Source organism: Mesorhizobium sp. WSM4989 (genome assembly GCF_029625795.1).
Taxonomy (GTDB): domain Bacteria; phylum Pseudomonadota; class Alphaproteobacteria; order Rhizobiales; family Rhizobiaceae; genus Mesorhizobium.
The window spans coordinates 1,813,661-1,838,853 of the sequence record NZ_JARTVN010000001.1 but is presented as its reverse complement, the minus strand read 5'-3'; the positions used below and the strand labels follow the sequence as shown (position 1 = coordinate 1,838,853).

Genomic DNA, 25,193 nt, shown 5'->3' with positions numbered 1-25,193 from the left:
CTATTCCGGGAATTTCGAGACGACGATGAACATGGCGGTGCCGGCGAGCATGGTGACGAAGGAATAGCTGTAGAGCGACAGCGCCAAAGACTGGAACAGCATCAGGAAACCGATGGCGATGATCGCCGTGGCGATGTTTTCCATCAGGCCGCGTCTTGCCCAGACGGGCCAACGCGATTTGCGTTTTGCAGGCTGGATCGTGCTCATTTGCGCACCGCGCCGAAGGTAATGCCGCGCAGCAATTGCTTGCGGAGCAGGATGGTGAAGATCAGGATCGGCACCAGGAATATCGTCGTGCCGGCGGCGACTGCCGGCCAGTCCTGGCCGCCTTCGCCGATGATGGTCGGGATGAAGGGCGGCGCCGTCTGCGCCGTGCCGGAGGTCAGAAGCGCGGCGAACGCATATTCGTTCCAGGCAAAGATCAGGCAGAAGATGGCGGTCGCGGCAATGCCGGTGGTCGCCTGCGGCAGCACCGTGCGCCAGAAGGCCTGCAGCCGCGTATAGCCGTCGATCATCGCCGCTTCTTCGTATTCGCGCGGGATCTCGTCGATGAAGCCCTTGAGCAGCCAGACCGCCAGCGAGACATTGACCGCGGTGTAGAGCAGGATCATGCCGAGCGCGGTGTCGGAGAGGCCGAGCTCGCGGTACATCAGGTAGATCGGGATCGCGACGGCGATCGGCGGCATCATGCGCGTCGACAGGATGAAGAACAGGAGGTCGTCTGCCAAAGGCACCTTGAAGCGCGAGAAGCCATAGGCCGAGAGCGTGCCGAGGAACACCGCGCAGAAGGTCGAGCCGAAGGCGATGATCAGCGAGTTGACGAAGCGCGGCAGGAAGTTCGACGGGCCGGCGATCACCATGTTTCGCTTGCGCACCGTCTCGTCGCAGAAGCCGGTCGCCGGTCCGAGCGCGTTGATATATTCCGGCGTCTGCCTAGTGCGCGTCGTGAACAGGTTGCAGTAGCCTTCGATGCTCGGCTGGAAGACGATCTTCGGCGGATAGGCAATCGAATCCGGCGGCGTCTTGAAGCTGGTGGCGAAGATCCACAAGAGCGGCACGATCGAGATCAGCGCGTAGCCGACGACGAGCACGCCGGCGATCCGCTTCGAGTTCGTCGAAGGTGCGACGACGGAATGGGCGGTGGTCAGGCTCATCTCTGCTTCACCTTGTTGAGTGCCTTGACGTAGATGTTGGCAAGGCCGAACACCGCGACGAACAGGATGATGGCGAAGGCCGAGGAATAGCCGGTGCGCCAGCTTTCGAAGGCCTGCCGCTTCAGCGTGATCGAGGCGACCTCGGTGGTCGAGCCCGGTCCGCCGCCGGTGAGCAGGTTGACCATGTCGAACATCTTGAAGTTCTCGATGCCGCGAAACAGCACCGCCAGCATGATGAAGGGCAGCGCCATCGGCAGGGTGATCGACCAGAACTGCCGCCAGTTGGAGGCGCGGTCGACCTCGGCCGCTTCATAAATGTATTCTGGGATGGAACGCAGACCCGCGAGGCAAATCAGCATCACGTAAGGCGTCCACATCCAGGTGTCGACGATGATGATCGCCCATGGCGCCAGCTCGACATTGGACAGCATCTGGACATTCGTCGGCGGGATGCCGGTGAGGAACGAGACGGCGTAGGCGAACAGTCCGATCTGCGGCTCGTAGAGGAAGCGCCAGAAATTGCCGACCACCGCCGGCGACAGCATCATCGGCACCAGGATGATCGTGGTCCAGATGGCGTGGCCGCGGAATTTCCGGTCGATCAGCCAGGCAAGCGCGAAGCCGATCACCGTCTGCAGCAGGATGGTCCAGAAGACGAAATGCGCCGTCGTCTGCATCGCGATCCAGATATCCTGGTCGCCGAGGATGCGCCTGTAGTTGGAAAGCCCGAGATTCTTGACCACTTCGTTCGGGCGGTTGGCGCGGTAATTGGTGAAGGAGAGGTAGATCGCCCAGAACAGCGGGAAGATGTTGATGGCTAAAAGCAGAAGGATCGTCGGCGAAATGAACAGCCAGGCGAGGCCCTTGTCGCTGATGCCTCGGATCTTCTTGGCCAACGGCCCGGGTGTGGCCCGTGCAGCGTTGTCCGCAGTCCGATTGAGCATGGTTAGTCCTGCATCGGTCACTGGTCAGCCTCGGCGCTGGAATTTATCTGAACTGCGTCCCGTGCCTAGGCGGCACGGGACGCACCTGCTCGGGAGGAGCCTTACATCTTGCCGTCGTCCTGGAAGATCTGCGTCCAGTCCTTGACGAGGCCGTCGAGCGCATCCTTGGCCGAGCCCTGGCCGGCGACGACATAGTCGTGGAAGCGCTTCTGCGAGGCCTGCAGCAGCGGCGCGTAGCTCGGCTCTGCCCAGAAGTCCTTCACGATCGCCATGGAGTCGAGGAAGGCCTGCGCATAGGGCTGGCTGGACGGGAACTTCGGATCCTTGACGACGGAATTCAGGCAGGAATAGCCGCCGAGCGACCACCACTTGGCCTGCACGTCCTTGTTGGCGAACCACTTGATGTATTTCAGCGCCGATTCCTGCTTGTCGGAGTAGGAAACCACCGAAATGCCCTGGCCGCCGAGCTGCGCGAACTGGTCGCCGTCGGGACCTTTCGGATTGGCGAAGTAACCGATCTTGTCGCCGCCGACATTCTCGTCCTTCTGCAGGCCGGGCCAGGTGAAGGCGAAGTTCATGTGCATTGCCACCTGGCCGGATTTGAAGGCATCGACGCCTTCGCCCATGTAGCTGTTGGAGGCGCCAGGCGGCGTGCAGCAATCATAGAGCGCCTTGTAGAATTCCAGCCCCTTCACCGATTTCTCGGAATTGACGAAGCCGTCCATCTCATAGGGCTTCTTCGGGTTCTCATACTGGAAGCCGTAGCTGTAAAGCACGTCCATGGCGCCCATGGTGATGCCTTCCGAGCCTCGCTCGGTGTAGATCGAGGCGCCATAGACGGTCTTGCCGTCGATCTGCCGCTTCTGGAAGAACTCGGCGATCTGCTTCAGCTGGTCGAAGGTCGTCGGCGGGGCGAGGTCCCAGACATATTTCTCCTTGAACTCCTTCTGCAGTTCCGGCCGCGAGAACCAGTCCTTGCGATAGGTCCAGCCGACCACGTCGCCCATGGCCGGCAGCGCCCAGTAGTTCGGCGTGTTCTTCGGCCATTCGGAATAGCCGACGACGGTCGCCGGCACGAAGTCGTCCATGCTGATCTTCTCCTTGTCGAAGAAGTCGTTCAGCTTGACGTAATGACCGTTCTCGGCCGCGCCGCCGATCCACTGGCTGTCGCCGATGATCAGGTCGCAGAGCTTGCCGTGTGAGTTGAGCTCGTTAAGGAAGCGGTCGGCATAGTTGGTCCACGGCACGAATTCGAACTTCATGCCGATGCCGGTTTCCTTGGTGAAGTCCTTGGACAGTTCCACGAGCGCGTTGGCCGGATCCCAGGCCGCCCAGCAAAGCGTCAGGTCTTCCGCATGCGCCGCGTTCGAGACGGCGGTCGACGCGAGTGCCGCCGAGGCCAGTCCCAACGCCAGTTTCAAGGTCGATTTCATGCCTTACCTCCCATTTGCGAAACGCGTCCGGATGACGGTTTCAAAAGCCTCAACCTCGCTCCTCCGAGGGCCTGAACATGGCGCGCGCCGCGTCGCCGATGTTTAGTAATTTGTTTAGTGATGCTCTTTTTACTAAACAACGCAAGCGAATTCGTTGCTGCGCCGCAGCATGACGAAAGCGGTGCTTGAAATCGTTGGGAAATAACTGTTGGTGCTTGGCGGCTCGTGCTTCAGCCGGCTACCTGACGGTCTTCGGGCCCACCGTGACCGGCCGGATCCGCGGCGCCGGAGGCAGCAGCTCGCGGATGTCGGCAAAGGGGAAGAGGGGCTCGAACCGGAACGCCTCGGCCAGCGCGCCGGGCGCGCCGTTGCATTGGCCGGCGCGGAACGCGTTCTGCATGCGTGCACCGTTGAGATAATGCTCGGGCCCCTGTGAGCGATGCGCGAGAATGGCCTGCGCCTTGAGGTCCCAGTGGCTGGAAATGTCGACGTAATGCGACGGCGAGAAACCTGTGCCGCCCAGTGTGTCGGCATGCAGCACCGGTACCTCGAAGGACGCCGCGATGCGCACGCCATCCGACAGCGCGCGGTGGTCGCCGTGATAGTCGTTCGGCGCATGCGTGATCGCGAGGTCGGGTTGCACCTCGCCGATCAGCGCCTTGAGTGTGCCGATCAATGCGGCATCCGCAACCAGCGCCCCGTCGGGGAAATCGAGGAAACGCGGTGTGACGCCGAGCAGGGTGGCCGCCTCGGTCGCTTCCTCGCGCCGCGCTTTGACAAGCGCCTTCGGATCGCCCGTGCCGCCCTTGGCTCCGTCCGTGGCTATCGCAAAAGTCAGCTCTGCGCCTAGCGCGGCATAGGCGGCCAGCGTACCGAACATGAATATCTCGATATCGTCGGGATGAGCCCCCAGCGCCAGTATCTTCACTTCTTTTCTCCCGGAATTGGAACGTGCCGAACGGAATCCTGCTCGCCCTCATCGCCTATGCAAGCTATTCGTGGAGCGATGCCGTCATCAAGAGCCTGGGCGGGCAGTTCACCGTCTTCGAGATCGGCTTCTTCGTAACCTTGTTTGCCGGCTGTTTCCTGTTCTTCACAAGGCCTGCCGATGAGCGCTGGCGCGACTTCTGGCGCACCAGCCGGCCCTGGGCCGTGCAGGCCCGCGCCTGGGCGGGCATCGCATCGGGCGTGCTCAGCGTCTATGCCTTCACCACCATCCCGCTGGCGGAAGTCTACGCGTTGATTTTCCTGGCGCCCTTGTTCGTCACCATCCTCTCCACTCTCATCCTGAGGGAGAAGGTTGGGCCGTGGCGATGGCTTGCCGTGGTCGCCGGATTTGCCGGGGTCATGCTGGTCGTCAGGCCGGGTTTCCGCGAACTTCATCTCGGCCACCTCGCGGCCTTCGCCATCGCCTTTCTTGCCGCTACCAGCGTCATCCTGATGCGGTCGCTGGCGCAGCAGGAGAAGCGCACGACGATGCTCGGCGTGCTTGTCGGCTATGGCCTGCTGTTCAATGGCCTCGGCGTGGCGGCAACGTCCTTCACCTTGCCGGATGGCAGGCAGCTGATCTGGCTGGTCATGGCCGGCGCCTTCACCGCCGGCGGTCAGCTGTTGCAGCTTCTCGCGGCCAAATACGCGCCTGCCAACCGGATCGCGCCGACGCACTATTCGCAGATCGTCTGGGCGGTGGTGCTGGGCTCGTTGTTCTTCCAGGAAGATCCCGACCTGCTGACGCTGGCCGGCCTTGCAGTGCTCGGCGCCTCGGGCCTGCTGACCATGGTTCGCGAGGAGGTACGGCTGGGCACCGTGCGCTGGAACCCGTTCACGCGCACCAGGCTTTAGGCAATTCCGGGACAGGTTGCGCGCTCACCGTGGCCGCTGATATGCGGACGCCATGAACAGAGGAATTTTGCCGGAACTCCCGGTATCCGCCGTGCTGCCGGTGCTCGGCGAGGCGCTCGCCGGGCGCAACAGCGCCGTGCTGGTGGCGCCGCCCGGTGCCGGCAAGACGACGCTGGTGCCGCTGGCGCTGCTCGACGCGCCCTGGCTCGGCGAAGGCAGGATCGTGCTGCTGGAGCCGCGCAGGCTGGCAGCCCGCGCCGCCGCCCGTCGCATGGCCGAGCTTGTCGGCGAGGAGCCGGGTGGTACAGTCGGCTACGCGATGCGCATGGAGAACCGCACTTCAGCGCGGACAAAGATCCTCGTCGTCACCGAAGGCGTGCTGTCGCGCATGATCCTCGACGATCCCGAACTGCCCGGCGTTGCGGCGGTAATCTTCGATGAATTCCACGAGCGTTCGCTCGACGGCGATTTCGGCCTCGCGCTGGCGCTCGATGTTCAGGGCGCGCTGCGGCCGGATCTGCGCCTGCTGGTGATGTCGGCGACGCTCGACGGCGCGCGCGTCGCAAAACTACTGGCCGGGGCGCCGGTGGTCGAAAGCGAGGGCCGCGCCTTCCCGGTCGACATCCGCTATGACGAGCGGCCGGCCGGCATGGCGGTCGAGGACGCGATGGCCAAGGCGGTTCGCTCGGCTTTAGCCGCCGAGCAGGGCAGCGTGCTCGCTTTCCTGCCCGGACAGCGCGAGATCGAGCGCACCGCAGAGCGGCTAGAAGATCGCCTCGGTGCCGATACCGACATCGTTCCGCTCTATGGCCGGTTGGACAACAGGGCGCAGGATGCCGCGATCAAGCCGGCGTCGCCTGGCCGCCGTAAAGTGGTGCTGGCGACCTCGATCGCCGAGACCTCGATCACCATCGACGGCGTGCGCGTCGTCATCGATTGCGGCCTGTCGCGCCTGCCGCGCTACGAGCCGGCAAGCGGCCTGACCCGGCTGGAAACGGTGCGCGTCAGCAAGGCTTCCGCCGATCAGCGGGCCGGCCGGGCCGGACGAACGCAGCCGGGCGTCGCCATCCGATTGTGGCGTGCCGAGCAGACGGCGGCGCTGCCCGCCTTCACACCGCCGGAAATCCTCGAGGCTGACCTTTCCGGCATGTTGCTCGACTGCGCCGCTTTCGGCGTCGCCGATCCGTCGAGCCTGTCCTTCCTCGACCCGCCGCCGGCGCCGGCGCTCAACGAAGCGAGGGTGTTGCTCAAAGCGCTGCATGCAATCGATGACGCCGGCCGCTTGACGGAGGCGGGCGCGGCGATGCGCAAGCTCGCTGTGCCCGTGCGGCTCGCGCACATGGTGGCCGAAGCGGCTGAGATCGGGCAGGCGCAGGAAGCGGCGATGCTTGCCGTGCTTTTGACGGAGCGCGGGCTTGGCGGCGACAGCGCAGATTTGGAACGGCGGCTGATCCGCTTCCGCGCCGAAAAATCGCCGCGCGCCGGTGCCGCCCGGCAACTTGCCGCACGCCTGGCCAAGCAGGCAGGCGGGGCAAGGGCAGACTCGCCAGCCGCGCCCGGCGCCTTGCTGATCCATGCCTGGCCGGATCGTGTCGCCAGAGCCCGCGGCGAGCGCGGCCGCTTCGTGCTCGCCAACGGTTCCGGCGCGATGGTCGATGCTGCCGATCCGCTTGCCGGCGAGAGCTGGCTGGTCGTCGCCGATCTGCAGGGCAAGGCGCAGAATGCCCGTATCACCGCCGCCGCGCCCGTCGACGAGGCCCTTATCCGCACCGCGCTTGCCGACCGCATCGAGACGAAGCGCGAGACGAGTTTCGACCGCGAGCGCCGCGTCGTGCGCGTGCGCGAGACCGCTCGCCTTGGCGCCATCACCCTTTCCGAGCGCATGCTGCCCGCACCTTCCGGTGCCGAGGCCGATCGGGCCATGCTGGACGCCCTGCGCGAGCACCGCCTGTCGCTGCTCGACTGGGGCAAGGAGGCGGAAACGCTGCGCCAGCGGCTCGGCTGGCTCTATCGCGGCCTCGGTTCTCCCTGGCCCGACGTCTCGGACCAGGCGCTTCTCGACCGTCTCGACGACTGGTTGCTGCCTTTCCTTGCCGGCGAGGCCTCCTTCGCGGCGATCAGGCCGACGGCGCTTGCGGCGGGGCTGATGTCGCTGGTCCCGCACGACCTGCAGCGCGAGGTGGACGCGCTGGCGCCGACCCATTTCGACGCGCCCTCGGGCAGCCATGTGCCGATCCGCTATGACGGCGAATGGCCGGTGCTGGCGATCCGCGTGCAGGAGCTGTTCGGCCTCGATCGCCATCCTTCGGTCGCGGGCGGTACGGTGCCGCTGACTCTGGAGCTGTTGTCGCCGGCGCATCGCCCGATCCAGACGACGCGCGATCTGCCCGGCTTCTGGCGCGGCTCGTGGGCGGATGTGCGCACCGATATGCGCGGTCGCTATCCTAAGCATGTCTGGCCGGAAAACCCGCTGCTGGCGGCCGCCACCAGCCGCGCCAAGCCGCGCGGGACATAGGTTCGTGCCGCTTTCGGCGGGCCATTCGCGTTAGTGGGCAACGTGCGTTGGCGATTGGCGCAAACGCCCATCACTTCGTCATCCACGGGCGGAGCAAGGAGCGAAGCGACGCGCGTAGACCCGAGGATCCATTCCGTTACCTTGACCGTAAAATGCAGCGGAACAGAATTCTGAACCATCGCAAAACTTCGAAGTCACGGAATGGATCTCCTCGGGCCTGCGCTCCGCTTCGCGTCGCTCCGCCCGTGGATGACGAAGTCGCGAGGGGCCTAGGCCAATCATCAAGCCCTCATGATGGTGAACCGAAACAACGGCCGCTGACCGGTCAAGTCGCAGTCACAGCGCTACTAGCGCTCACCCTCCTGCGGCTATAATCGTAAGTCGATGATCAATATTTTGCGCGCGCCCGATTCCCAGCAGAGCCAGCGGCTGCGGCTCAACACGCTGATCCGCCTGCGCTGGCTGGCCATTGTCGGCCAGAGCATCGCGGTGCTCGTCGTCGGCTACGGGCTGAAATTCCCGCTTCCGGTCTCGCTGTGCTTCGCGCTGATCGCCTGCTCGGCCTGGATGAACCTCTGGCTCACCTTCCGCTATCCCGCGGCGCATCGGCTGACCCCGCTCTCGGCCTTCGTCATCCTCACCATCGACAGCCTGCAGCTCGCCGGCCTGCTCTATATGACCGGCGGCCTGACCAACCCGTTTTCGGTCCTGCTCTCGGTGCCCGTCGTCATTTCCGCCGCATCACTGCCGCTGCGCCTCACCGCGGTGCTCGGCGCGCTGGTCATCGCGGCGGCCACGCTGCTTGTGTTCTTCCATCTGCCGCTGCCCTGGTACGAAGGCGCGCCGCTGTCGATGCCCTTCATCTATGTCGCCGGCATGTGGATGGCGGTGTTCGCCTCGATCGCCTTCACCGCGATTTACGCCTTCCGCGTCGCGGCCGAGGCACGCCTGCTCGCCAACGCGCTCGCCGCCACCGAGCTGGTGCTGCAGCGCGAGCAGCATCTTTCGGCGCTCGATGGCCTCGCGGCGGCCGCCGCGCATGAGCTCGGCACGCCTTTGGCCACCATCACCGTCGTCGCCAAGGAAATGGAAAAGGCGCTGGGAGAAGATCCGAAATTCAGCGAGGACGTGAAGCTGCTGCGCTCGCAGAGCGAGCGTTGCCGCGAGATCCTGAAGCGGCTGACCAGCCTGTCCTCGGAAGGCGAGGCGCATCTTTCGCGCCTGCCGCTGACCTCGCTGGTCGAGGAAGTGACGGCGCCGCACCGCGACTTCGGCATCTCGATCCGGCTGCGCCCCGGCGAGCGCATCGGCCCGGAGCCGGTCGGGCAGCGCAGCCCCGGCGTCATCTACGGGCTCGGCAATCTGGTCGAGAACGCCGTCGACTTCGCCAAGAACACGGTCACCGTCAGCTGGAACTGGGACGGTGAGGAGGTCTCCTTCTCGATCATTGACGACGGGCCGGGCTTCCCGCCGGAAATCATCGACCGCATCGGCGAGCCCTATATGTCGACGCGCCAGGGGACAGAGGCCGGCGGCGGCCTCGGGCTCGGGCTTTTCATCGCCAAGACGTTGCTGGAGCGCTCGGGCGCGACGATCGATTTTCGCAATTCGAGCGGGCTCGGCGAGGGGGCGGTGGTGCAGATCACCTGGCCTCGCGGCGTCTTCCTCAATCCCGAGCATGCCCCGGGCACCGCATTCGACAATGCGTGAGCCTATGCATTTGGCGCATGGCAGCTTTGTTGCCGGGTGTAAAAATTGGACATTGCTGTTGCAGAATTGTATCTGCGTAAAAGTAAGGCAGTAGGATGCTGACGCAAATGAGCGCAGAAGAACCCACCGGCGCAATGGTAGAAGGCGAGGACACCTCGCTGCTGATCGTCGACGACGACAAGCCATTTCTCACCCGGCTTGCCCGCGCCATGGAAACCAGGGGCTTCGCGGTCGAGACGGCGGAAAGCGTGGAAGAGGCCGTCGCCAAGGCGCGCGCCCGCCCGCCGGCCTATGCGGTGGTCGACATGCGGCTCGGCGACGGCAACGGCCTCGACGTGGTCGCCGCCATCCGCGAGAAGCGCGACGATTCCCGCACCATCATCCTGACCGGCTACGGCAACATCGCCACCGCGGTGACGGCGGTGAAGCTCGGCGCTGTCGACTACCTGTCGAAGCCCGCCGATGCCGACGACGTCTTCGCCGCGCTGACCCGCACCGCGGGCGAGCGGGCAGCACCCCCGGAAAACCCAATGTCGGCCGACCGCGTGCGCTGGGAACATATCCAGCGCGTCTATGAAATGTGCGACCGCAACGTCTCCGAGACCGCGCGCCGGCTCAACATGCACCGGCGCACCCTGCAGCGGATTCTGGCAAAGCGGGCGCCGCGGTAACCTGCTTAAACGCGCGTACGGTGCTGCCGATGGCGAGTGTCGAAGGCAGCGCTGGCTGCCGCCTAGCAACGCTGGCGATTGGCGAAAACCGCGATGAGAGCGCCCCTCTCCCCGTCATACGGGGAGAGGATGCCGGCAGGCAGGTGAGGGGCGGCGCCGGCGCTTGCAAGGAGGGCGACGGTGGCCGACCGGTCCATTGCTTGCCCCGTCGTGCGCGTTTGAGCATCATCGCGAAGGACACCGGCCGGCGGGCCATGTGACGGAGGGGGCATGCGCGACGAGCGGCCGAAATCGATGCTTCGCGAATTCCTCGACGGCGAGGCGGCCGGCGGCATCATCCTGATGGCGGCCGCCGCCCTTGCGCTCATCGTCGCAAACTCGCCGCTCGCCGAAACCTATTTCGCCGCCCTCCACGCCTATCTCGGTCCGCTCAGCGTCTCGCACTGGGTGAATGACGGGCTTATGGCGGTGTTCTTCCTGCTGGTCGGGCTGGAGATCAAGCGCGAGATGCTGGACGGCCAGCTCTCAACCTGGCCGCGCCGCGTGCTGCCGGGCATCGCCGCGGCCGGCGGCATGGTGTTTCCGGCGCTGGTCTATGTGTTGGTCAACCGCGACAACCAGGCGGCGCTTTCCGGCTGGGCGATCCCCACCGCCACCGACATTGCCTTCGCGCTCGGCGTGCTGTCGCTGCTCGGCAGCCGCGTGCCGGCCTCGCTTAAAGTGTTTCTTACCGCTTTGGCCATCATCGACGATCTCGGCGCCGTCATCATCATCGCGCTGTTCTACACCAGCGGCCTGTCGCTCGCCTATCTCGGCGCCGCCTTCGCGGTCATCGCCGTATTGATCGTGCTCAACCGCATGCGGGTGATGAACCTGTTGCCCTATCTCGTGCTGGGCGCGCTGCTTTGGGTGCTGGTGCTGAAATCGGGCGTGCATGCGACGCTTGCCGGCGTGGCGCTGGCGCTCACCATTCCGCTCGAGCGTTCGCCCGGCATCGGTCACGACGTCGAACACTCGCCGCTGCACCGGCTGGAGCACGGCCTGCACAAGCTCGTGCCTTTCATCGTCATCCCGATCTTCGGCTTCGCCAATGCCGGCGTCTCGCTAGGCGGCCTGAGCGTTGCCGCGCTGGTCGAGCCTCTGACGCTGGGCGTCGCCGCCGGCCTCGTCGTCGGCAAGCTGGTCGGCGTCTTCGGCGCCTCGGCTCTCGCCATCCGGCTGGGCTTCGCCGACCTGCCGGCCAATGCCGGCTGGCTGCACATGATCGGCATTTCGCTTCTGTGCGGCATCGGCTTCACCATGAGCCTGTTCATCGGCCTGCTCGCCTTCGCCAATGACGCGGCCCTTCAGGACGCGGTAAAGGTCGGCATCCTCGCCGGCTCGCTGATCGCCGCGCTGGTCGGCGCGGCGGTGCTGCTGATGGCGCCAGCGACGGGTGGGGCGGAAGAGGATGTGGAGTAGGCCAGACCGCAATGCCCCGTTCCTCTCCCCGCCTTCGCGGGGGGCGAGGACATGGGTGCTATTCACTCTCGCCATCCAGCGCCGGCACCGCCACGCCGGCAAGCTCCGCCGCCAAGAGCCGCGCCGCGCCGGCGCGGGCGATCCTGAGCATCAATGCCTTGCGCGTCGCGGCCGCGATGCGGTGCTCCGGCGCCTCGCGCAAGATCTCCGCGCCATAGCCGTCGGAGAGGATGAAGCCGCATTCTTCCGGAAAGATTTCCGCGGGCACGCCGGGATGGGTGGCGAAGAAGAAGCGGTCGGCATGCAGCCGGTAGTCCGGCCATTTGCGATCGACGCGAAAATCCTCGATCGAGGATTTGATCTCGATGATCCAGATGTCGCCCTGCCGGGTCAGCGCGACAAGATCGGCCCGCCGGCCGGTGGCCAGGGATAGCTCCGGCAGCACATGCGCGCCCATTTGGGTGAGCAGGCGCTGCACGCCGCGCCGCACCAGCATGGCGCGCTCCGACTGGCGGCCGTCGATCAGCGGGTTGAGGGGAATCGCGGAAACGATAGGCATGGCAAGCACCATGCCAGATTTTGTTCACGGTTTGAACCCGATATTGTATGGGGATTATCTGGTTGACAAACCCAAATGGAACTGCGATAACGATTCCAAGGAGTTATCGCTATGTCCGTTCTGTCCCGCCCCGAATTCCATGACGAAGCCAAGGCTTTCGAGCATGTCGAATCCATACTGTGGCCGAACGGTCCCGTTTGCCCGAAGTGCGGTAGCGTTGATCGCCACTACGCTTTGAAGGGCGTCCGCACCAAGCCCTCCAAAAAGAACCCGAACGGCGTCGAGCGTCATGGCCTGTACAAGTGCAGCGCTTGCCGTTCGCAGTTCACCGTTCGTATGGGCACGATCTTCGAGGAAAGCCATCTGCCGCTCACCAAGTGGCTCCAGGCTATCCACCTTATGTGCGCCTCGAAGAAGGGCATTAGCGCCCACCAGATGCACCGCATACTCGAATGCACCTATGAGGCCGCTTGGTTCCTTTGCCATCGCATTCGCCTTGCCATGGCCTCTGGCGAGCTTTCCCCGATGGGCGGCGGCGGCAAGACCGTCGAAGCCGACGAGACGTATATCGGTCGTTTGCAGGGCTCGCCCGTCAAGCGCGGCAGCGCGCACAAGAACACGGTCGTTACGCTTGTCGAGCGCGGCGGCAAGGCCCGTTCCTTCCATGTCGATACCGCCCGCATGGGCAATGTCATGCCTATCGTTCGCGCCAACATCGCCAAGGAAAGCGCGTTGATGACCGACGAGAGTGGTATCTATCGGCGCGCCAGCCAGGATTTCGCCTCGCATGAATTCGTCACGCATTCCAAGGACGAATACGTTCGCGGCAACGTCCACACCAATACCGTCGAAGGCTTCTTCTCGATCTTCAAGCGCGGCATGAAGGGCGTCTATCAGCATTGCAGCGAACACCACCTGCACCGCTATCTGGCCGAATTCGATTTCCGTTATTCGAACCGCGTCGCGCTTGGCGTCGATGACGGCACCCGCGCTTTCATCGCCTTGAAGGGTGTCGCCGGTAAGCGCCTCACCTATCGCAGACCTGCTTGACGATAAGCGACGACACTACCGCAAGCCGGTGCAACTCGAATTGCCGCTCTGGCGATATGCAAGGCACCGCAAGAAAAAGCCGGGGATCTAGTCCCCGGCAGTTTGGTTGATCGGAACGGCTAGGCGGCTACGCCGCTAGCGCCGTCTTATCGGCTGCGAAAATGGCCGCAGACGGATTCGATGCGTCCGAAACGGAAGCGCGTGTAGGGATTGACCCATACCATCGCAACACCCTCTTTTCAGAGCGTGGGCCTTGAAAAGAGGCGGCAGAGATGCGATTCTAGGCTGTGACGCTCTAGTGGTCGCGGGCCTCTACCGCCCTTTTCGACTGCTGGTCATCTGGGCCGCCTCACCGCTGCAGTCGGTTTGGCGGCCTTTCCTTAGTCTCCCCTCAAGCGCCGATGACCGTGGCGCGAGGGGCTACTAGTTCTCTTCACTGCCTATCCTCCATGAATCATGTTGGCCCGCTTGTAGGCGCCAACACGTATAACGAACGATTCGGGATTTTGCAATCGCGCCTCTTCGATTTGCGCGTTCGTTATGCGCCCAACTTGCGCAGGGAGACATGTTCTGTTAATGTCCCGCCCATCTAGAAGGCGCGAGGTGTCTCCATGACAGGCGAGAAGGTTGATTTCAGCGAGGCAGCCAACGCGGCGCGCGAAGCTGGCGACGACAAGAGTAAGCGTGAGCGGTCCCTGATCGATTTCCCCTACGTATCGCTTGAGGGAGCGGTAGAGGTGGCCCGAGCTATTTACAGCCGGTGCGCCTTCAGTTCCTGCGATCAGGACGAACTAGCCGCCGAGATGGGCCAAACCCTTAGCGGAGCATTCCGCATGAAGACTGGCGCGGCAAAGACATTTGCACTAGTCGAGAAGGATGGCCGCAGCGCTTTTCGGCTGTCCGACATTGGTAAGCGCATCGTCGCGCCAGAAACGGAACGGTCAGCGCGCGTCGAGGCGTTTTTGGCCGTACCCCTCTACAATCAGATTTATGAAAAATTTCGGGGGCATAATCTGCCTCCGATGAAGGCGCTCGAAAGGGAAATGGAGACGTTGGGAGTGCCGGCCAAACAAACCGACCGCGCACGGCAAGCGTTCGAACGCTCCGCACAATATGCGGGCTTCTCTGATAGCGGAAAAGACCGCCTCGTGCGTCCTCGCATGGAACAGACCGCCGCTTCGGAATCAGCGCCCGTAGCAGCAGAACGTTCGACATCAGTTCCGCCTCAAGAAAGGCGAGCCGGGGGCGGTGATGACGGCAATGGGAATGAGCCGCCCTCTATCGACCCAATCATCCGTGGCTTGATCGGCAGGCTTCCCCCGGCTGGGTCGCATTGGCCAAAGGCGAAGCGAAAGCTTTGGCTTCAAATCCTCGAAAATAGCTTTGATTTGGTCTATGAGGACGACAGCGACAAGGGAGATGCTTTCCAGTGACCAAGAAGCCCGCCCCAAGGGCGGAGGAATCGCAAGTCGAGAAGTTTCGCAAAGCCGCGCGGGAACTTGGAACGGACCAGTCCGACGAAGCCTTCGAGTCCGCTCTAGGCAAGATCGCCCATGCGCCCAAGCTCACCAATGAGCAGATAAAGGAACTGGCGCGGCGGAAGCGTGAGAAGTGACCCAGGTTGATCAGGGAAATGGTTCGATGAAAAGTACCAACGCTTCAATCAGATCGTGCTCTTGAGCGCGGTGCTCAACCACATCAATCAGCAGTGAAGCTAGGTAATCCCAGTCCTCTGTAAAATGGTAGCCGTTTGCCTTTAGGAAAACGTCCGCTGCGATAAAGCCTGTTCGCTTATTCCCCTGTTCAAACACGTGGGCTCGCGCGACCGCGACCATAAGCGCGACGGCCAAGTCGAGCATGTCGTGAGATTCGTAGGCATGGATTTGCCGGGGCCTAGCCACCGCGCCATCAAGATTATCGCGGAGGACAAGGGCATGATTTTCCCTTGTCTCCGCGACAACAAGCTTGTTTATATCGATAATGTCTTGGCTTGTAAGCCAGTTAGGCTCGTTCACTCTGCGAGCTTAGCCAGAATCCTAGGAAACTTCTTGATTGAGGCGATCGCAAGAGCGCGAACGTCAACGTCCTTCTGAGGACGAGCTTCAAGAGTTTGAGGCGCCTGCATAACGGGCGCAGGAACTGCGTATCGCATAGGTGCCTCCTTTTCTAAGTGCATCTAAAACCGGTCTAGACCGATCTAGTTCCCATCTAAATGACCCTACAACGGTTAAATGTCAATGAACGATACCTTCAAAGGTAAACTCCAACGAGCCGCCTTTTGGGGGTATTCACCATTCGTTCACGATATTAGCGCCCGCTAACGTAAGGTAAGCGCCGCTAGGGCTTGCGCATGATCCATTCGAGCATGTCGGGGTCAACGAACTGAGAGCCGGTATAGGATTGGACGAGTTGCGCGGCAAAATCACGCCACTGGCTCTCGGGGGTTTTCTTCTCCCGGACCTCTTTGTGGAACACGGATTTTATGATTTCGGCATCCATCGCCGACAAGGATTTTGAATTCGCCATGCTGCCCTCACATAAGCGGGGGCGAAGACAATTCCCCGCAAACGGGGGATTTATATCTCTACACGACCAATTTCGCGAGTCCTAATGAATGCCGGCCTGTCCCGGATTATATTCCTATCGCACTCTTGGTTTGTCAACCAGATAATCGCCTATTGTATATTTGACAGACCCAGACGCACAATTAATTGGGGAACCGAATTGGGTTCCGGTATGTTGACCACTATCGCCGGTAACGACCCAACGGACATCGGCGGCTGAGAGACAGCGATCTAGCGCTCCCGTCTGCATAAGACCGGAGCCACGCTATGTCTCCCAACAATCCCCATCGCGCGCTTTATTCCAATCAGGACAGCATTCTAATCGCCAGATCGAGAGAGTATATCGAACGCTCACGACGGCGGCTCATAGAAACCGAACCGTTGCTCGATCCTCACCGGATGCGTCACCCCACACAGGATCGGGATATCGCCAGCATCCTGCGCGGCACTTGGTGGAAGTCTTATGATGACGACCAAGGGGCTAGCGAGGCTTCTTTCCCGCTTTCTCGTCGTGCTTAGGCGGCGGCGGGGACTTTGCTACTTTCTTAATCGCCGCGTTCACGGCTCTTCGGAATCGACGGTTTCGATCTCCCGCGCCAGTTCGCGGAACTTCTCAACTTGACTCTTTTCAGCGGGTTTGCCTGACATTGCAGAATGCACCTTTGCTTTATTGACGAGAGTGGTAGCCCGCCCAAACCCTGCCGCGTGGGCAATAGGCCCTATTTTGTCATAGCCGGTCTTATCATGCATGAGGCCCAATGGCATGGCATTGCAGACGAAGTGCGCAGGATAAAGACCAAATATGGCGTCACAGGCGAAATCAAATGGCGCTATTTCGGCCCAGATAATACGGACCCGGGCAACTCCGTCGCCCACCTAAACGAGGGCGAAAGGCGCGGGCGGTTATATATTTCACAGACCACCGCAACACTTGAGAGTGTTGCTACCCTGCTGCATCCGCAGTATGAACCCCAAAAAAATCCTAAGCCGAACGCAATCAGCGTTACAGGCCAATCGGTGATCGCCCAGTTAATGCCGATGATTGACGCTTCATTGTAGAGCGCCTCATCCAGCCTCCCCCAGATCCCCTTCGAAGATCAGCAGGACGCGGTTCGACGCCTGCAGCGCAAACCGCTTCGCTTCCTCGTAAGCCGGGTCGTCATAGCAGGCCTTGGCAGCTTCCAATGACGGGAATTCCACGACGATCACCCGACCGCTTGTCTAGCTCCGGCTCGGCGACTTCACGCCGCCCCCGCCATGTCATCCAAAATCGGGCAGTCCGGCCGGTCATCGCCGTGGCAGGCGTGGATCAGCTTCTGCAGCGTCGCGCGCATCGACTGCAGTTCGCGCACCTTTTCCTCGATCGCCCTGACATGGGCGCTGGCGATTTCGCGTACGTCATGGCTGGCGCGGTCGCGGTCCTGATAAAGCGCCATCAGCTGCCTGCAATCGTCGATTGAAAAGCCGAGGTTGCGGGCGCGGCGCAAGAAGGCCAGCCGGTGCACGTCGTCGCGCGAGTAGTCGCGGTAGCCGTTTTCGGCCCGCGCCGGCAGGATCAGGCCGATCTCCTCATAGTAGCGGATGGTCTTGGCCGGCAGGCCGGAACGCTCGGCGGCATCACCGACATTCATGGCGCTCTCCTGTCTCCGACAGCCTTTCCGGCTGCCCCGTTGATTTTACTTCACAATCCTGGGACCCCTGTTGCCGAAATGCCGCAGTTCGGCACTTACCAGCAGGGAAGGTCATGCATATAGGCAGTGCACGCTTGGCAAGCAAAAGAAATGCCAGCATGAATGATGGTGAGAAAGCGGCCGACTCGTGCCGCTGATAAAAGGCGGGGCGTCGGACCTATTCATGCGCTTGAAGTCGTTTGCAATCGTCGCCGCCCTTGCGCTGTCGACCGCGATCAGCGGGTGCAGCACCATTGGCGGGCAAATCTTCACCAACAACTATGGCGCGATGACCGATGCCGGCTATCAGCTGCCGCGCATCCCGATCGAGAAGGTTCCGGCCCGCTTCCGCCGGCAGGAAGTGCGCTACGACACTCCCGAGAAGCCCGGCACCATCATCGTCGACACCCAGAACAAGTTCCTCTACTTTGTCGAGGGTGACGGCATGGCCATGCGCTACGGCATCGGCGTCGGCCGCGAGGGCTTCGAGTGGCACGGCACCGCCCATATCGCGCTGAAGCGCGAATGGCCGACCTGGACGCCGCCGGCGCCGATGATCAAGCGCCAGCCCGAACTCGCCAAATTCGCGGGCGGCATGGAGCCGGGCCTGAAGAACCCGCTCGGCGCGCGCGCCATGTATCTGTTCAACAAGGGCGGCGACATGGGCTACCGCCTGCATGGCAGCCCGGAGTGGTTCTCCATCGGCAAGGCGATGTCATCGGGCTGCATCCGCCTGATGAACCAGGACATTATCGATCTCTACGACCGCACTTCGGTCGGCGCCAAGGTCATTGTGATGTGATCATGATGGCGCGCGGACAAAAGCTTTCGTGAGCGGACCGTCTAGGCAACAACAAGACGTCCAAAGACAGAAAACCGGGCTGTTGGGGCCCGGTTTTTTGTTTTTGCGGCTTGGGGAAAATTCGCTCCGCCGAGAAGCCCAGAAAATCGCCACAGGCGGCGGGCGGAGCAGAATTGTCAGGCGACCTGCTCGACCTGCTGCACTTCCGGAACAAAATGGCGAAGCAGGTTCTGGATGCCGTGCTTCAGCGTCGCCGTCGACGACGGGCAACCGGCGCAAGCACCCTTCATGTGCAGGAACACGGTGCCGTTCTCGAAGCCGCGGAAGGTGATGTCGCCACCATCCTGCGCGACCGCCGGGCGCACGCGGGTGTCGAGCAGCTCCTTGATGGTCAGCACCAGCTCCTCATCCGCCTTGTCGTAGAATTCGCCGGCCTGGCCGGCATCGTTGGCCGGGGCAGCCGAAGCCATGACCGGCGCCCCGGACATGAAATGCTCCATGATGGCGCCGAGGATTGCCGGCTTCAGGTGCTGCCAGTCGGGACCGTCCTTGGTCACGGTGATGAAGTCGTAGCCGAAGAAGACGCCGGTGACGCCGGGGATCTCGAACAGCCGGCCGGCCAGCGGCGAAGCCTGCGCGGCGCCTTCGGCGTCGCGGAAGTCGGCGGTGCCGTCGCGCAGCACTTCCTTGCCGGGCAGGAATTTCAGCGTCGCCGGGTTCGGCGTCGATTCGGTCTGGATGAACATGGATATCTCCAGGCCCTTCCGGGCCGATAGTTTGGAATAGTTCTAAATAGGCTCTATCGGCTGGACATTCAAGCGAAACGCGTCGCCCGAACGGCTGGCTGGCGGAATGTTTTTGCCCCGGCGGAGCGCTTCGCCACGGCAAGCCTATCCTCCGACTTCCACGCTGAGTTGTCCACTCGTCTTCTGGATGTTCACCTCGGCGCCGTCCGCCGTGCGCATGAATGCGAGGTCGGCGCTTGCCTCGCCGACCCGCAGCCCGCGAAGCTCGATGCGGCTGACGAAATCGGGCAGTCGCGGCCGCACGATCCGCAGCTTGTTTGCGAAGGCGTCGGGCTCCAGGCCGAGGCAGGTGGTCACCAGGAACGGCACCGCGCCCGCTGCCCATGCCTGCGGGTGGCAGGCCACGGGATAGTGCACCGGCACCTGGAAATCGTTGCGCTGAAAGCCCGCCATTGCCTCCGGCAGCCGGTGATGGCGGAAGTGCATCGCCGCTTCGACAATGGCGGTGAAGATCCGCAGCGCCGCGCCGTCCTCGCCATACCGCCGGCAGCCGGCCGCCAGCAGCGCATTGTCATGCGGCCAGACGGTGCCGAGATGATATCCGACGGGATTGTAGCGCCGCGCCGCGCTCGAGAGCGTGCGCACGCCCCAGCCGTTGAACATGTCGTCCTGCATCAGCCGCCGGACGGTTCGGCGGCCCTTGCCCCGATCCGCGATACCGGTCCACAGCGCATGGCCCGGGTTGGAGGAAACGACCGCGACCGGGCGGCCGCGCGCCTCGAGCGCCAGCGCGAAAGTGTCCAGGTCCTCGCACCAGAAGTCGCGGTTGAACCGTGTCCGAAGCTTTTCGGCCTCGCCGCGAACCTGCCTGGCGCTGTTGCGCTCGCCAATGCGTTCGTAGAGATCGGCGATGGCATGCTTGGCCGCAAACACATAGCCCTGCACCTCGACCAGCGCGATCGGCGGCCTGGCGATGCTGCCGTCGGTCCTGACGATCGCGTCGGCCGAATCCTTCCACCCCTGGTTGACGAGACCGCTTTCCGAGATGGTCCGGTATTTGACATAGCCTTCGCCATGCCCGTCTCCGGCCTTGGCGATCCAGCCCAAGGCCTTTTCCACCGGCTCCCGCAGTTCGCGGAAGAGCCCCACGTCGCCTGTCCACGCGGCATAGCGGCCGAGAAGCAGCAGGAAGAGCGGGGTCGCGTCGACCGTGCAGTAGAATCTGGCATGTGGGACATTGCCCGCGCGAGCGAGCTCGCCGACGCGCAGCTCATGCAGTATCTTGCCGGGCTGCTCCTCTCGCCATCGATCCGTTCGACGTCCCTGATAGCCGGCGAGAAGGCGCAGCGTCTGGGCGGCGATCTCCGGCTGGAAGGCGAGCATCTCGAGCGCGACGATCAGGCTGTCGCGTCCAAACAGCGCGACGTACCACGGCACGCCGGCTGCGAAATACTCCCTGTTGCCAAGATCCGACCGGAGCACCGCGAGATCGCGCAGCGAACGGTCCATGATGCTGTTGAGCAGCAGGCTGTCGCTGTCGAACTTCGTGTGTTGCTCCAGCCATTTTTCAGTATCCGCCTGAACCGTCCCGGCAAAGCCCTCGAGAGCAAACGCCGGGTGCTGGCTCATTTGCTCGGCCTCCGGCTCTTCCGACAGTTCCCTCAATTCTATGGTGATCGCGATGGTACGCTTTTCTCCTGGGGCCACATCGAACCGGAACTCGGCCGCCGTTCTGTGCATGGCATCGGGTGCCGGCAAAAAACCGATTGCTGCCGTTCTGCGGACGTGGTCGGCGCCGTGATAGACAAAGTGGAGGCTGCCGTCGCGCCAGGCGGGCCGCTCGCACCTGCCGAGGTTCTTCGGCACCAGTCCGCGCACATTGAAAATGTCCTCGAAGCCGGCGCCGAAGTGCAGGGCCAGCGGAAAGCCATGCGGCTCGTGGCCGAGATTCTGGATGGTCAGAACCTCTCGCAGGCATGTTTGCTCCGCATCGAGAATGCGCTCCCAGCGGATGCCGAGCTCGTCCTTGGGGATCAGTCGCCCCCCATCGCAATGCAGGTCGGGATTGGCCAGTTCGAAAAGCGCGGCGTAACCTCTTTGCGCGGTCGAGGCCAACACGATCGGCGGCAAACCGCCCAGCGTCATCTCATAGCCGCCGAGGAAACGGCAGTCGTGGAAATAGAGCCCGAAGCCGTGCTCGCCTTTCAGCGGTATCTGGGCGTCGGGAGCGACGACATAGTAGAGATCGAGATTCTTGACCGTAATCGCGCCGGCGATGCTGTCCACCATGGCCGGGTGCCCCTTGGCGAGCACGCGGTGCCTGCGCTCCTGCTGCGCATCAGGCGTCTGCCGGGCTTTTTGCTGTGATCGCGCTGCCTGCGAGCGCGGCTGCACCGGTGATCCAGTCCCAGCGTTTCGCGGCTTTGACGTGCCGCTACGCCCTGCTTTCCGGGTTGATTCGTCCACCGGCGCTCCTTTGGAATGGCGTTTCCGTGACCATTCCAAATGGCGCGCCGCCGACACGGGCCAAGGGCTATGGGCTGGTTGATAACATCGATGTGTATCTGCGGATCGGCGACGTTCCAATCGGGCAGGAGGGGCCTTCCCAATTCAGGCCAGGCTCTCGATTTCCTCGTCGGAGAGGTTCTGCGGCACCACGGTAACCGGGATGGGGAAGGCGGCGCCCCGGCCGGCCACCGCACTCACCAGTGGCCCCGGACCTTCCTTGCCGGCGCCGGCCGCCAGCACCAGGATGGCGATGTCCTGGTCTTCCTCGATGAGCTTGTGGATTTCCTCGGTCGGCTTGCCTTCGCGCACCACCAGTTCCGGCTCGATGCCGACCTTCTGGCGCACCTTGCTGGCATAGGTGTCGAGCGCCGCGCGCGCGGTCGCGTTGGCTTCCTCGCGCATGATCTTCTCAACCCCCAGCCAATGCTGGAAATCGTCCGGCTCGATCACGTAGAGCAGGACCAGCACGCCGCTGGTGCTCTGTGCGCGCGTCGATGCGTAGGCGACCGCGCGCTCGCATTCCGGCGTATCGTCGATGATCGCCAGGAATTTGCGGCGATGTCCGGCTTCACGGCTGAGGCGTTTGGAAACCATGTCTGTCCGCTCGGGATCAATTCGGCCGCAATCTGCCACCGCCACGGACCGGCGGCAAGCCGCCGGCCGGTATGGCGATCCCAGTCAACCAGCGAGGACCGATCAGTCCTGCAACAGGCCGATGATGTCGCGCACCGTCTTCATCGTGCCTTCGGCGATCGCGCGGGCGCGCTCGCCGCCGTCCTTGAGCACGGCGTCGACATAGGCGCGGTCGCCCTCGATGCGGCGCATCTCCGAGGCGATCGGCGCGAGCTTTTCGACCGCAAGGTCGGCCAGCGCCGGCTTGAACACGGAAAACTGCTGGCCGCCATATTCCTTCAGCACGTCGGCTTTGGAAATTTCGGCGAGGCCGGCATAGATGCCGACCAGGTTTTCGGCTTCCGGCCGGCTTTCCAGCCCGCCGACTTCACTCGGCAAGGCCTCCGGATCGGTCTTGGCCTTGCGGATCTTCTTCGAGATTGTGTCGGCATCGTCGGTGAGGTTGATGCGCGACAGGTCCGACGGGTCCGACTTCGACATCTTCTTCGAGCCGTCGCGCAGGCTCATGATGCGCGCCGCAGGACCGCCGATCACCGGTTCGGTGATCGGGAAGTAGCCGTTCACCGTCTCTTCGCCGACCTGCATCTCGACGCCGACGCCGAGCGCCGCGATCTTTTCCGAGAAGTCGTTGTTGAATTTTTGCGCGATGTCGCGGGTCAATTCCAGATGCTGCTTCTGATCCTCGCCCACGGGCACATGGGTGGCGCGGTAGAGCAGGATGTCGGCGGCCATCAGGCTCGGATAGGCGAGCAGGCCGAGCGAGGCGTTCTCGCGGTCCTTGCCGGCTTTGTCCTTGAACTGCGTCATCCGGTACATCCAGCCGATGCGCGCCACGCAGTTGAAGATCCAGGCCAACTCGGCGTGCTGGATGACTCGCGATTGGTTGAAGACGATGTGCTTCTTGGGGTCGATGCCCGATGCCAGGAACGCGGCGGTGATCGAGCGCGTCTGGTCGCCAAGGTCCTGGTGCACGAGCTGCGCCGTCAGCGAATGCAGGTCGACGACGCAATAAATGCAGTCGGACTGTTCCTGGAGGGCGACGAATTTTTTGATGGCGCCGAGATAGTTGCCGAGATGCAAATTGCCGGTCGGCTGGACGCCCGAGAAGACGAGGGGCTTGAAGGCGGACATGATTTCCTCATGGCTTGTGGAGGGCCGTATACGCATGATTCCAAAAAGTTGCAGACTTTTTGGAGCCAATCATGCGGCTGGAAACCGCGCGCGGCGAAAGTCTTGCGACGGCGGGCTTATGGACGAAGGCGAATGCGGGATCAAGACCGGTGTTGCTGAAAGCCAGCTCGAGTTATTCATCCAAGCCGGTGTTCGATTTCCGCGGCGCAGATTTCCCCGTGCCGCGCTTCACGTTCCGACGGATCATGCCGAAATCGGCGCCGCCGGTGCCGAAGGCGGTGATGAAGTAGAGCGCCGCACCCCCGCCGACAAGCGCGAGCAGCGTCGTCGCCTTGATCACCAGCGGCGAGCCGGGTCCGAGCCTTGCCGCGAAATAGTGCTCGGCGAAATAGAGCGCGACCGCCATCACAACAGCCGACAGCACCAGCCGGGGAATGCGCTTCAAGAGCGGTATGTCACGACCCCAGTGGCCGCGCTTTATCAACATGCCGAGCAGCAAAGCCGCGTTGACCCAGCCGGCGACGGCCGAGGCGACGGCGATGCCCGGCGCGCCCATCGAAGGAAACAAGCTCAGCGCGGTGGCGACGTTCACGCCGACGGAGATGGCGGCGAAGATCATCGGCGTGCGCGTGTCCTCGCGCGCGAAATAGCCGGGCGTGAAGGCCTTGATCAGCACGAAGGCCGGCAGGCCGAGGCCGAAGATCGCCAGGATCGAGGCGACGATCGGCGTCGAATGGTTGGCGGCGAAGGCGCCGCGCTCATAGACCAGTCGCACGATCGGCTCCGACATCACCCAAAGCGCCGCGGCCGCCGGCAAGGTCATGAACAGCGTGAATTCGACCGAGCGGTTCTGCAAATTGGCCGCCTCGATCAGATTGCCCGATTTCAAAGCCCGCGACAGCTCCGGCAGCAGCACGATCGCCACCGCGACGCCGACGACGCCGAGCGGCAGCTGGTAGATGCGATCGGCATAGGCGAGCGATGACACGGCGCTGTTCTGCCCGGAGGCAATCGCCGTGCCGATCAGCTGGTTGATTTGGGTGATGCCACCGGTAATAGCGGCCGGCAGCGCCAGGATCAGGAGCCGCTTGACGTTCGGCGTCATCTTGGGCCGGCGGAAGCCGATCGAGATGCCGGCATGGCGCACCGCTACCCAGACGATGGCGAGCTGCACGATGCCCGCCGCCAGCACGCCCCAGGACAGGCCGAAGCCGACATCATGCGCGTCGAGCCCATGATACCAGGCATAGGCGAGCACGCTGATCAGGATGATGTTGAGGAAAGCGGGGGCGATCGCTGCGGCGAAATAGCGGCGCAGCGAGTTCAGCATGCCGGCCATCATGGCGCCGAGCGACATGCAGATCAGATAGGGGAACATGATCGTCGCCAGCCGGACGGTCGTCTCGAACTTGCCCGGAATGTCGCCAAAGCCCGGCGCCACCAGGTAGCGGACGATCAGCGGCATCGCCAGTTCCATGGCGATGGTGAGCGCCAGAAGCGCCGAGAACAGCACGCCGAACACTTCCTCCGAGAAGCGCTTTGCGCCGTCGGTGCCGTGCGTTTCGATCTCCTTGGCGAACAGCGGCACGAAGGCGGCGTTGAAGGCGCCTTCGGCGAACAGCCGGCGGAAGGTGTTGGGAAACTGGAAGGCGGCGTTGAAGGCGTCGGCGACCGGTCCGGTGCCGAGGGCCGCCGCCATCAGCATCTCGCGGCCGAAACCCAGCGCGCGGCTCATCAGCGTGCCGGAGGCGACGGTGGCGAATTTTTTGACAAGGCTCATGCGGAGGATGACTGCCTGCG

The 25,193-nt window shown here is 63.2% G+C and carries 26 protein-coding genes; 10 read left to right on the top strand and 16 right to left on the bottom strand.

Translation table 11 applies throughout. The annotated features are described in order from the left end of the window. From P9217_RS08870 to P9217_RS08850, 5 genes are all read right to left on the bottom strand, one after another. Positions 1-207, bottom strand: coding sequence for a hypothetical protein (locus P9217_RS08870; protein ID WP_095799229.1), 207 nt, complete (start codon positions 205-207; stop codon positions 1-3). Next, entirely contained in the window at positions 204-1,154 is a 951-nt protein-coding gene (locus P9217_RS08865) for a carbohydrate ABC transporter permease (RefSeq protein ID WP_095799230.1), read from the bottom strand. The genes P9217_RS08870 and P9217_RS08865 overlap by 4 nt, the downstream gene beginning before the upstream one ends. Next, positions 1,151-2,098 carry a sugar ABC transporter permease gene (locus P9217_RS08860; protein WP_127324858.1) on the bottom strand — a complete coding sequence of 316 codons (948 nt, stop codon included), beginning with the start codon at positions 2,096-2,098 and terminating at the stop codon, positions 1,151-1,153. The genes P9217_RS08865 and P9217_RS08860 overlap by 4 nt, the downstream gene beginning before the upstream one ends. Before the next feature lie 101 nt (positions 2,099-2,199). After that, positions 2,200-3,531 carry an ABC transporter substrate-binding protein gene (locus tag P9217_RS08855; RefSeq protein WP_278086194.1) on the bottom strand — a complete coding sequence of 444 codons (1,332 nt, stop codon included), beginning with the start codon at positions 3,529-3,531 and terminating at the stop codon, positions 2,200-2,202. 238 nt (positions 3,532-3,769) lie between these two features. Continuing rightward, the gene (locus P9217_RS08850; protein ID WP_067324285.1) at positions 3,770-4,459 is read right to left on the bottom strand and encodes a PIG-L deacetylase family protein; all 690 of its coding nucleotides are present in this window, start codon (positions 4,457-4,459) and stop codon (positions 3,770-3,772) included. A 23-nt stretch (positions 4,460-4,482) separates the two neighbouring features. On the opposite strand from P9217_RS08850, the gene P9217_RS08845 reads away from it, so the two are divergent. The 5 genes from P9217_RS08845 (at position 4,483) to nhaA (ending at position 11,730) form a co-directional block, all read left to right on the top strand. Further along, on the top strand, positions 4,483-5,373 hold the full coding sequence (locus tag P9217_RS08845) for a DMT family transporter (protein ID WP_095824309.1): 891 nt from the start codon (positions 4,483-4,485) through the stop codon (positions 5,371-5,373). A gap of 52 nt (positions 5,374-5,425) precedes the next feature. After that, positions 5,426-7,888: an ATP-dependent helicase HrpB gene (gene hrpB, locus P9217_RS08840; protein WP_278086195.1), complete on the top strand. Its 2,463-nt coding sequence runs from the start codon at positions 5,426-5,428 to the stop codon at positions 7,886-7,888. A 384-nt stretch (positions 7,889-8,272) separates the two neighbouring features. Next, positions 8,273-9,598 carry an ActS/PrrB/RegB family redox-sensitive histidine kinase gene (locus P9217_RS08835; RefSeq protein WP_095799233.1) on the top strand — a complete coding sequence of 442 codons (1,326 nt, stop codon included), beginning with the start codon at positions 8,273-8,275 and terminating at the stop codon, positions 9,596-9,598. Positions 9,599-9,705: 107 nt separating this feature from the next. Further along, complete coding sequence (locus P9217_RS08830; protein ID WP_040974834.1) at positions 9,706-10,269, top strand: ActR/PrrA/RegA family redox response regulator transcription factor; 564 nt, start codon at positions 9,706-9,708, stop codon at positions 10,267-10,269. Positions 10,270-10,539: 270 nt separating this feature from the next. Next, entirely contained in the window at positions 10,540-11,730 is a 1,191-nt protein-coding gene (gene nhaA, locus P9217_RS08825; protein WP_278086196.1) for a Na+/H+ antiporter NhaA, read from the top strand. Positions 11,731-11,788: 58 nt separating this feature from the next. Here nhaA and P9217_RS08820 read toward each other — a convergent pair whose 3' ends face one another. Then, the gene (locus P9217_RS08820) at positions 11,789-12,289 is read right to left on the bottom strand and encodes an MmcB family DNA repair protein (RefSeq protein WP_164746772.1); all 501 of its coding nucleotides are present in this window, start codon (positions 12,287-12,289) and stop codon (positions 11,789-11,791) included. Positions 12,290-12,400: 111 nt separating this feature from the next. Here P9217_RS08820 and P9217_RS08815 point away from each other — a divergent pair, with 111 nt between their 5' ends. From P9217_RS08815 to P9217_RS08805, 3 genes are all read left to right on the top strand, one after another. Next, a complete protein-coding gene (locus P9217_RS08815) occupies positions 12,401-13,339 on the top strand; it encodes an IS1595 family transposase (protein WP_278086197.1) in 939 nt (312 codons plus the stop codon). Positions 13,340-13,950: 611 nt separating this feature from the next. Further along, entirely contained in the window at positions 13,951-14,772 is an 822-nt protein-coding gene (locus P9217_RS08810) for a hypothetical protein (protein WP_278086198.1), read from the top strand. Then, complete coding sequence (locus tag P9217_RS08805) at positions 14,769-14,954, top strand: hypothetical protein (RefSeq protein ID WP_278086199.1); 186 nt, start codon at positions 14,769-14,771, stop codon at positions 14,952-14,954. Before P9217_RS08810 ends, P9217_RS08805 begins: the two co-directional genes overlap by 4 nt. A gap of 10 nt (positions 14,955-14,964) precedes the next feature. Here the strand turns inward: P9217_RS08805 and P9217_RS08800 are convergent, their stop codons facing one another. The 3 genes from P9217_RS08800 to P9217_RS08790 form a co-directional block, all read right to left on the bottom strand. Beyond that, positions 14,965-15,354 (bottom strand): type II toxin-antitoxin system death-on-curing family toxin, encoded by a 390-nt coding sequence (locus P9217_RS08800; RefSeq protein ID WP_278086200.1) that lies wholly within the window; start codon positions 15,352-15,354, stop codon positions 14,965-14,967. Between the two features lie 322 nt (positions 15,355-15,676). Continuing rightward, complete coding sequence (locus tag P9217_RS08795; RefSeq protein WP_278086201.1) at positions 15,677-15,865, bottom strand: hypothetical protein; 189 nt, start codon at positions 15,863-15,865, stop codon at positions 15,677-15,679. 596 nt (positions 15,866-16,461) lie between these two features. Continuing rightward, positions 16,462-16,653: a hypothetical protein gene (locus P9217_RS08790; protein WP_278086976.1), complete on the bottom strand. Its 192-nt coding sequence runs from the start codon at positions 16,651-16,653 to the stop codon at positions 16,462-16,464. Between P9217_RS08790 and P9217_RS08785 the strand changes: the two genes are divergently transcribed. Continuing rightward, positions 16,609-16,962 (top strand): hypothetical protein, encoded by a 354-nt coding sequence (locus P9217_RS08785; RefSeq protein ID WP_278086202.1) that lies wholly within the window; start codon positions 16,609-16,611, stop codon positions 16,960-16,962. The genes P9217_RS08790 and P9217_RS08785 overlap by 45 nt on opposite strands. A gap of 6 nt (positions 16,963-16,968) precedes the next feature. On the opposite strand, the gene P9217_RS08780 is transcribed toward P9217_RS08785, so the two are convergent. Next, positions 16,969-17,112, bottom strand: a complete 144-nt coding sequence (locus P9217_RS08780) for a DUF1330 domain-containing protein (RefSeq protein WP_278086203.1) — start codon at positions 17,110-17,112, stop codon at positions 16,969-16,971. 32 nt (positions 17,113-17,144) lie between these two features. Next, the gene (gene cueR, locus P9217_RS08775) at positions 17,145-17,534 is read right to left on the bottom strand and encodes a Cu(I)-responsive transcriptional regulator (protein ID WP_067003523.1); all 390 of its coding nucleotides are present in this window, start codon (positions 17,532-17,534) and stop codon (positions 17,145-17,147) included. 223 nt (positions 17,535-17,757) lie between these two features. Between cueR and P9217_RS08770 the strand changes: the two genes are divergently transcribed. After that, positions 17,758-18,375: a L,D-transpeptidase gene (locus P9217_RS08770; RefSeq protein WP_067003525.1), complete on the top strand. Its 618-nt coding sequence runs from the start codon at positions 17,758-17,760 to the stop codon at positions 18,373-18,375. Between the two features lie 176 nt (positions 18,376-18,551). Here the strand turns inward: P9217_RS08770 and P9217_RS08765 are convergent, their stop codons facing one another. The 5 genes from P9217_RS08765 to murJ all read right to left on the bottom strand — a co-directional run bounded on the left by P9217_RS08765 (position 18,552) and on the right by murJ (position 25,173). Further along, entirely contained in the window at positions 18,552-19,121 is a 570-nt protein-coding gene (locus P9217_RS08765; protein ID WP_067003527.1) for a NifU family protein, read from the bottom strand. Between the two features lie 144 nt (positions 19,122-19,265). Beyond that, positions 19,266-21,515: a glycogen debranching N-terminal domain-containing protein gene (locus tag P9217_RS08760; RefSeq protein ID WP_278086204.1), complete on the bottom strand. Its 2,250-nt coding sequence runs from the start codon at positions 21,513-21,515 to the stop codon at positions 19,266-19,268. 216 nt (positions 21,516-21,731) lie between these two features. Next, a complete protein-coding gene (locus P9217_RS08755; RefSeq protein WP_067003529.1) occupies positions 21,732-22,223 on the bottom strand; it encodes a universal stress protein in 492 nt (163 codons plus the stop codon). A gap of 102 nt (positions 22,224-22,325) precedes the next feature. Beyond that, the gene (trpS, locus tag P9217_RS08750; protein ID WP_095799470.1) at positions 22,326-23,393 is read right to left on the bottom strand and encodes a tryptophan--tRNA ligase; all 1,068 of its coding nucleotides are present in this window, start codon (positions 23,391-23,393) and stop codon (positions 22,326-22,328) included. A gap of 172 nt (positions 23,394-23,565) precedes the next feature. Continuing rightward, complete coding sequence (murJ, locus tag P9217_RS08745) at positions 23,566-25,173, bottom strand: murein biosynthesis integral membrane protein MurJ (RefSeq protein ID WP_278086205.1); 1,608 nt, start codon at positions 25,171-25,173, stop codon at positions 23,566-23,568. Between the last annotated feature and the right edge of the window lie 20 nt (positions 25,174-25,193).

Bases quoted from the DNA above. Each gene is read 5' to 3' on its own strand.
- cueR (WP_067003523.1), bottom strand. From the start codon at position 17,534: ATGAATGTCGGTGATGCCGCCGAGCGTTCCGGCCTGCCGGCCAAGACC.
- P9217_RS08870 (WP_095799229.1), bottom strand. From the start codon at position 207: ATGAGCACGATCCAGCCTGCAAAACGCAAATCGCGTTGGCCCGTCTGG.
- murJ (WP_278086205.1), bottom strand. From the start codon at position 25,173: ATGAGCCTTGTCAAAAAATTCGCCACCGTCGCCTCCGGCACGCTGATG.
- hrpB (WP_278086195.1), top strand. From the start codon at position 5,426: ATGAACAGAGGAATTTTGCCGGAACTCCCGGTATCCGCCGTGCTGCCG.
- P9217_RS08795 (WP_278086201.1), bottom strand. From the start codon at position 15,865: ATGGCGAATTCAAAATCCTTGTCGGCGATGGATGCCGAAATCATAAAA.
- P9217_RS08810 (WP_278086198.1), top strand. From the start codon at position 13,951: ATGACAGGCGAGAAGGTTGATTTCAGCGAGGCAGCCAACGCGGCGCGC.
- P9217_RS08790 (WP_278086976.1), bottom strand. From the start codon at position 16,653: ATGCATGATAAGACCGGCTATGACAAAATAGGGCCTATTGCCCACGCG.
- nhaA (WP_278086196.1), top strand. From the start codon at position 10,540: ATGCGCGACGAGCGGCCGAAATCGATGCTTCGCGAATTCCTCGACGGC.
- P9217_RS08855 (WP_278086194.1), bottom strand. From the start codon at position 3,531: ATGAAATCGACCTTGAAACTGGCGTTGGGACTGGCCTCGGCGGCACTC.
- P9217_RS08765 (WP_067003527.1), bottom strand. From the start codon at position 19,121: ATGTTCATCCAGACCGAATCGACGCCGAACCCGGCGACGCTGAAATTC.
- P9217_RS08830 (WP_040974834.1), top strand. From the start codon at position 9,706: ATGAGCGCAGAAGAACCCACCGGCGCAATGGTAGAAGGCGAGGACACC.
- trpS (WP_095799470.1), bottom strand. From the start codon at position 23,393: ATGTCCGCCTTCAAGCCCCTCGTCTTCTCGGGCGTCCAGCCGACCGGC.
- P9217_RS08835 (WP_095799233.1), top strand. From the start codon at position 8,273: ATGATCAATATTTTGCGCGCGCCCGATTCCCAGCAGAGCCAGCGGCTG.
- P9217_RS08770 (WP_067003525.1), top strand. From the start codon at position 17,758: ATGCGCTTGAAGTCGTTTGCAATCGTCGCCGCCCTTGCGCTGTCGACC.
- P9217_RS08860 (WP_127324858.1), bottom strand. From the start codon at position 2,098: ATGCTCAATCGGACTGCGGACAACGCTGCACGGGCCACACCCGGGCCG.
- P9217_RS08755 (WP_067003529.1), bottom strand. From the start codon at position 22,223: ATGGTTTCCAAACGCCTCAGCCGTGAAGCCGGACATCGCCGCAAATTC.
- P9217_RS08865 (WP_095799230.1), bottom strand. From the start codon at position 1,154: ATGAGCCTGACCACCGCCCATTCCGTCGTCGCACCTTCGACGAACTCG.
- P9217_RS08820 (WP_164746772.1), bottom strand. From the start codon at position 12,289: ATGCCTATCGTTTCCGCGATTCCCCTCAACCCGCTGATCGACGGCCGC.
- P9217_RS08815 (WP_278086197.1), top strand. From the start codon at position 12,401: ATGTCCGTTCTGTCCCGCCCCGAATTCCATGACGAAGCCAAGGCTTTC.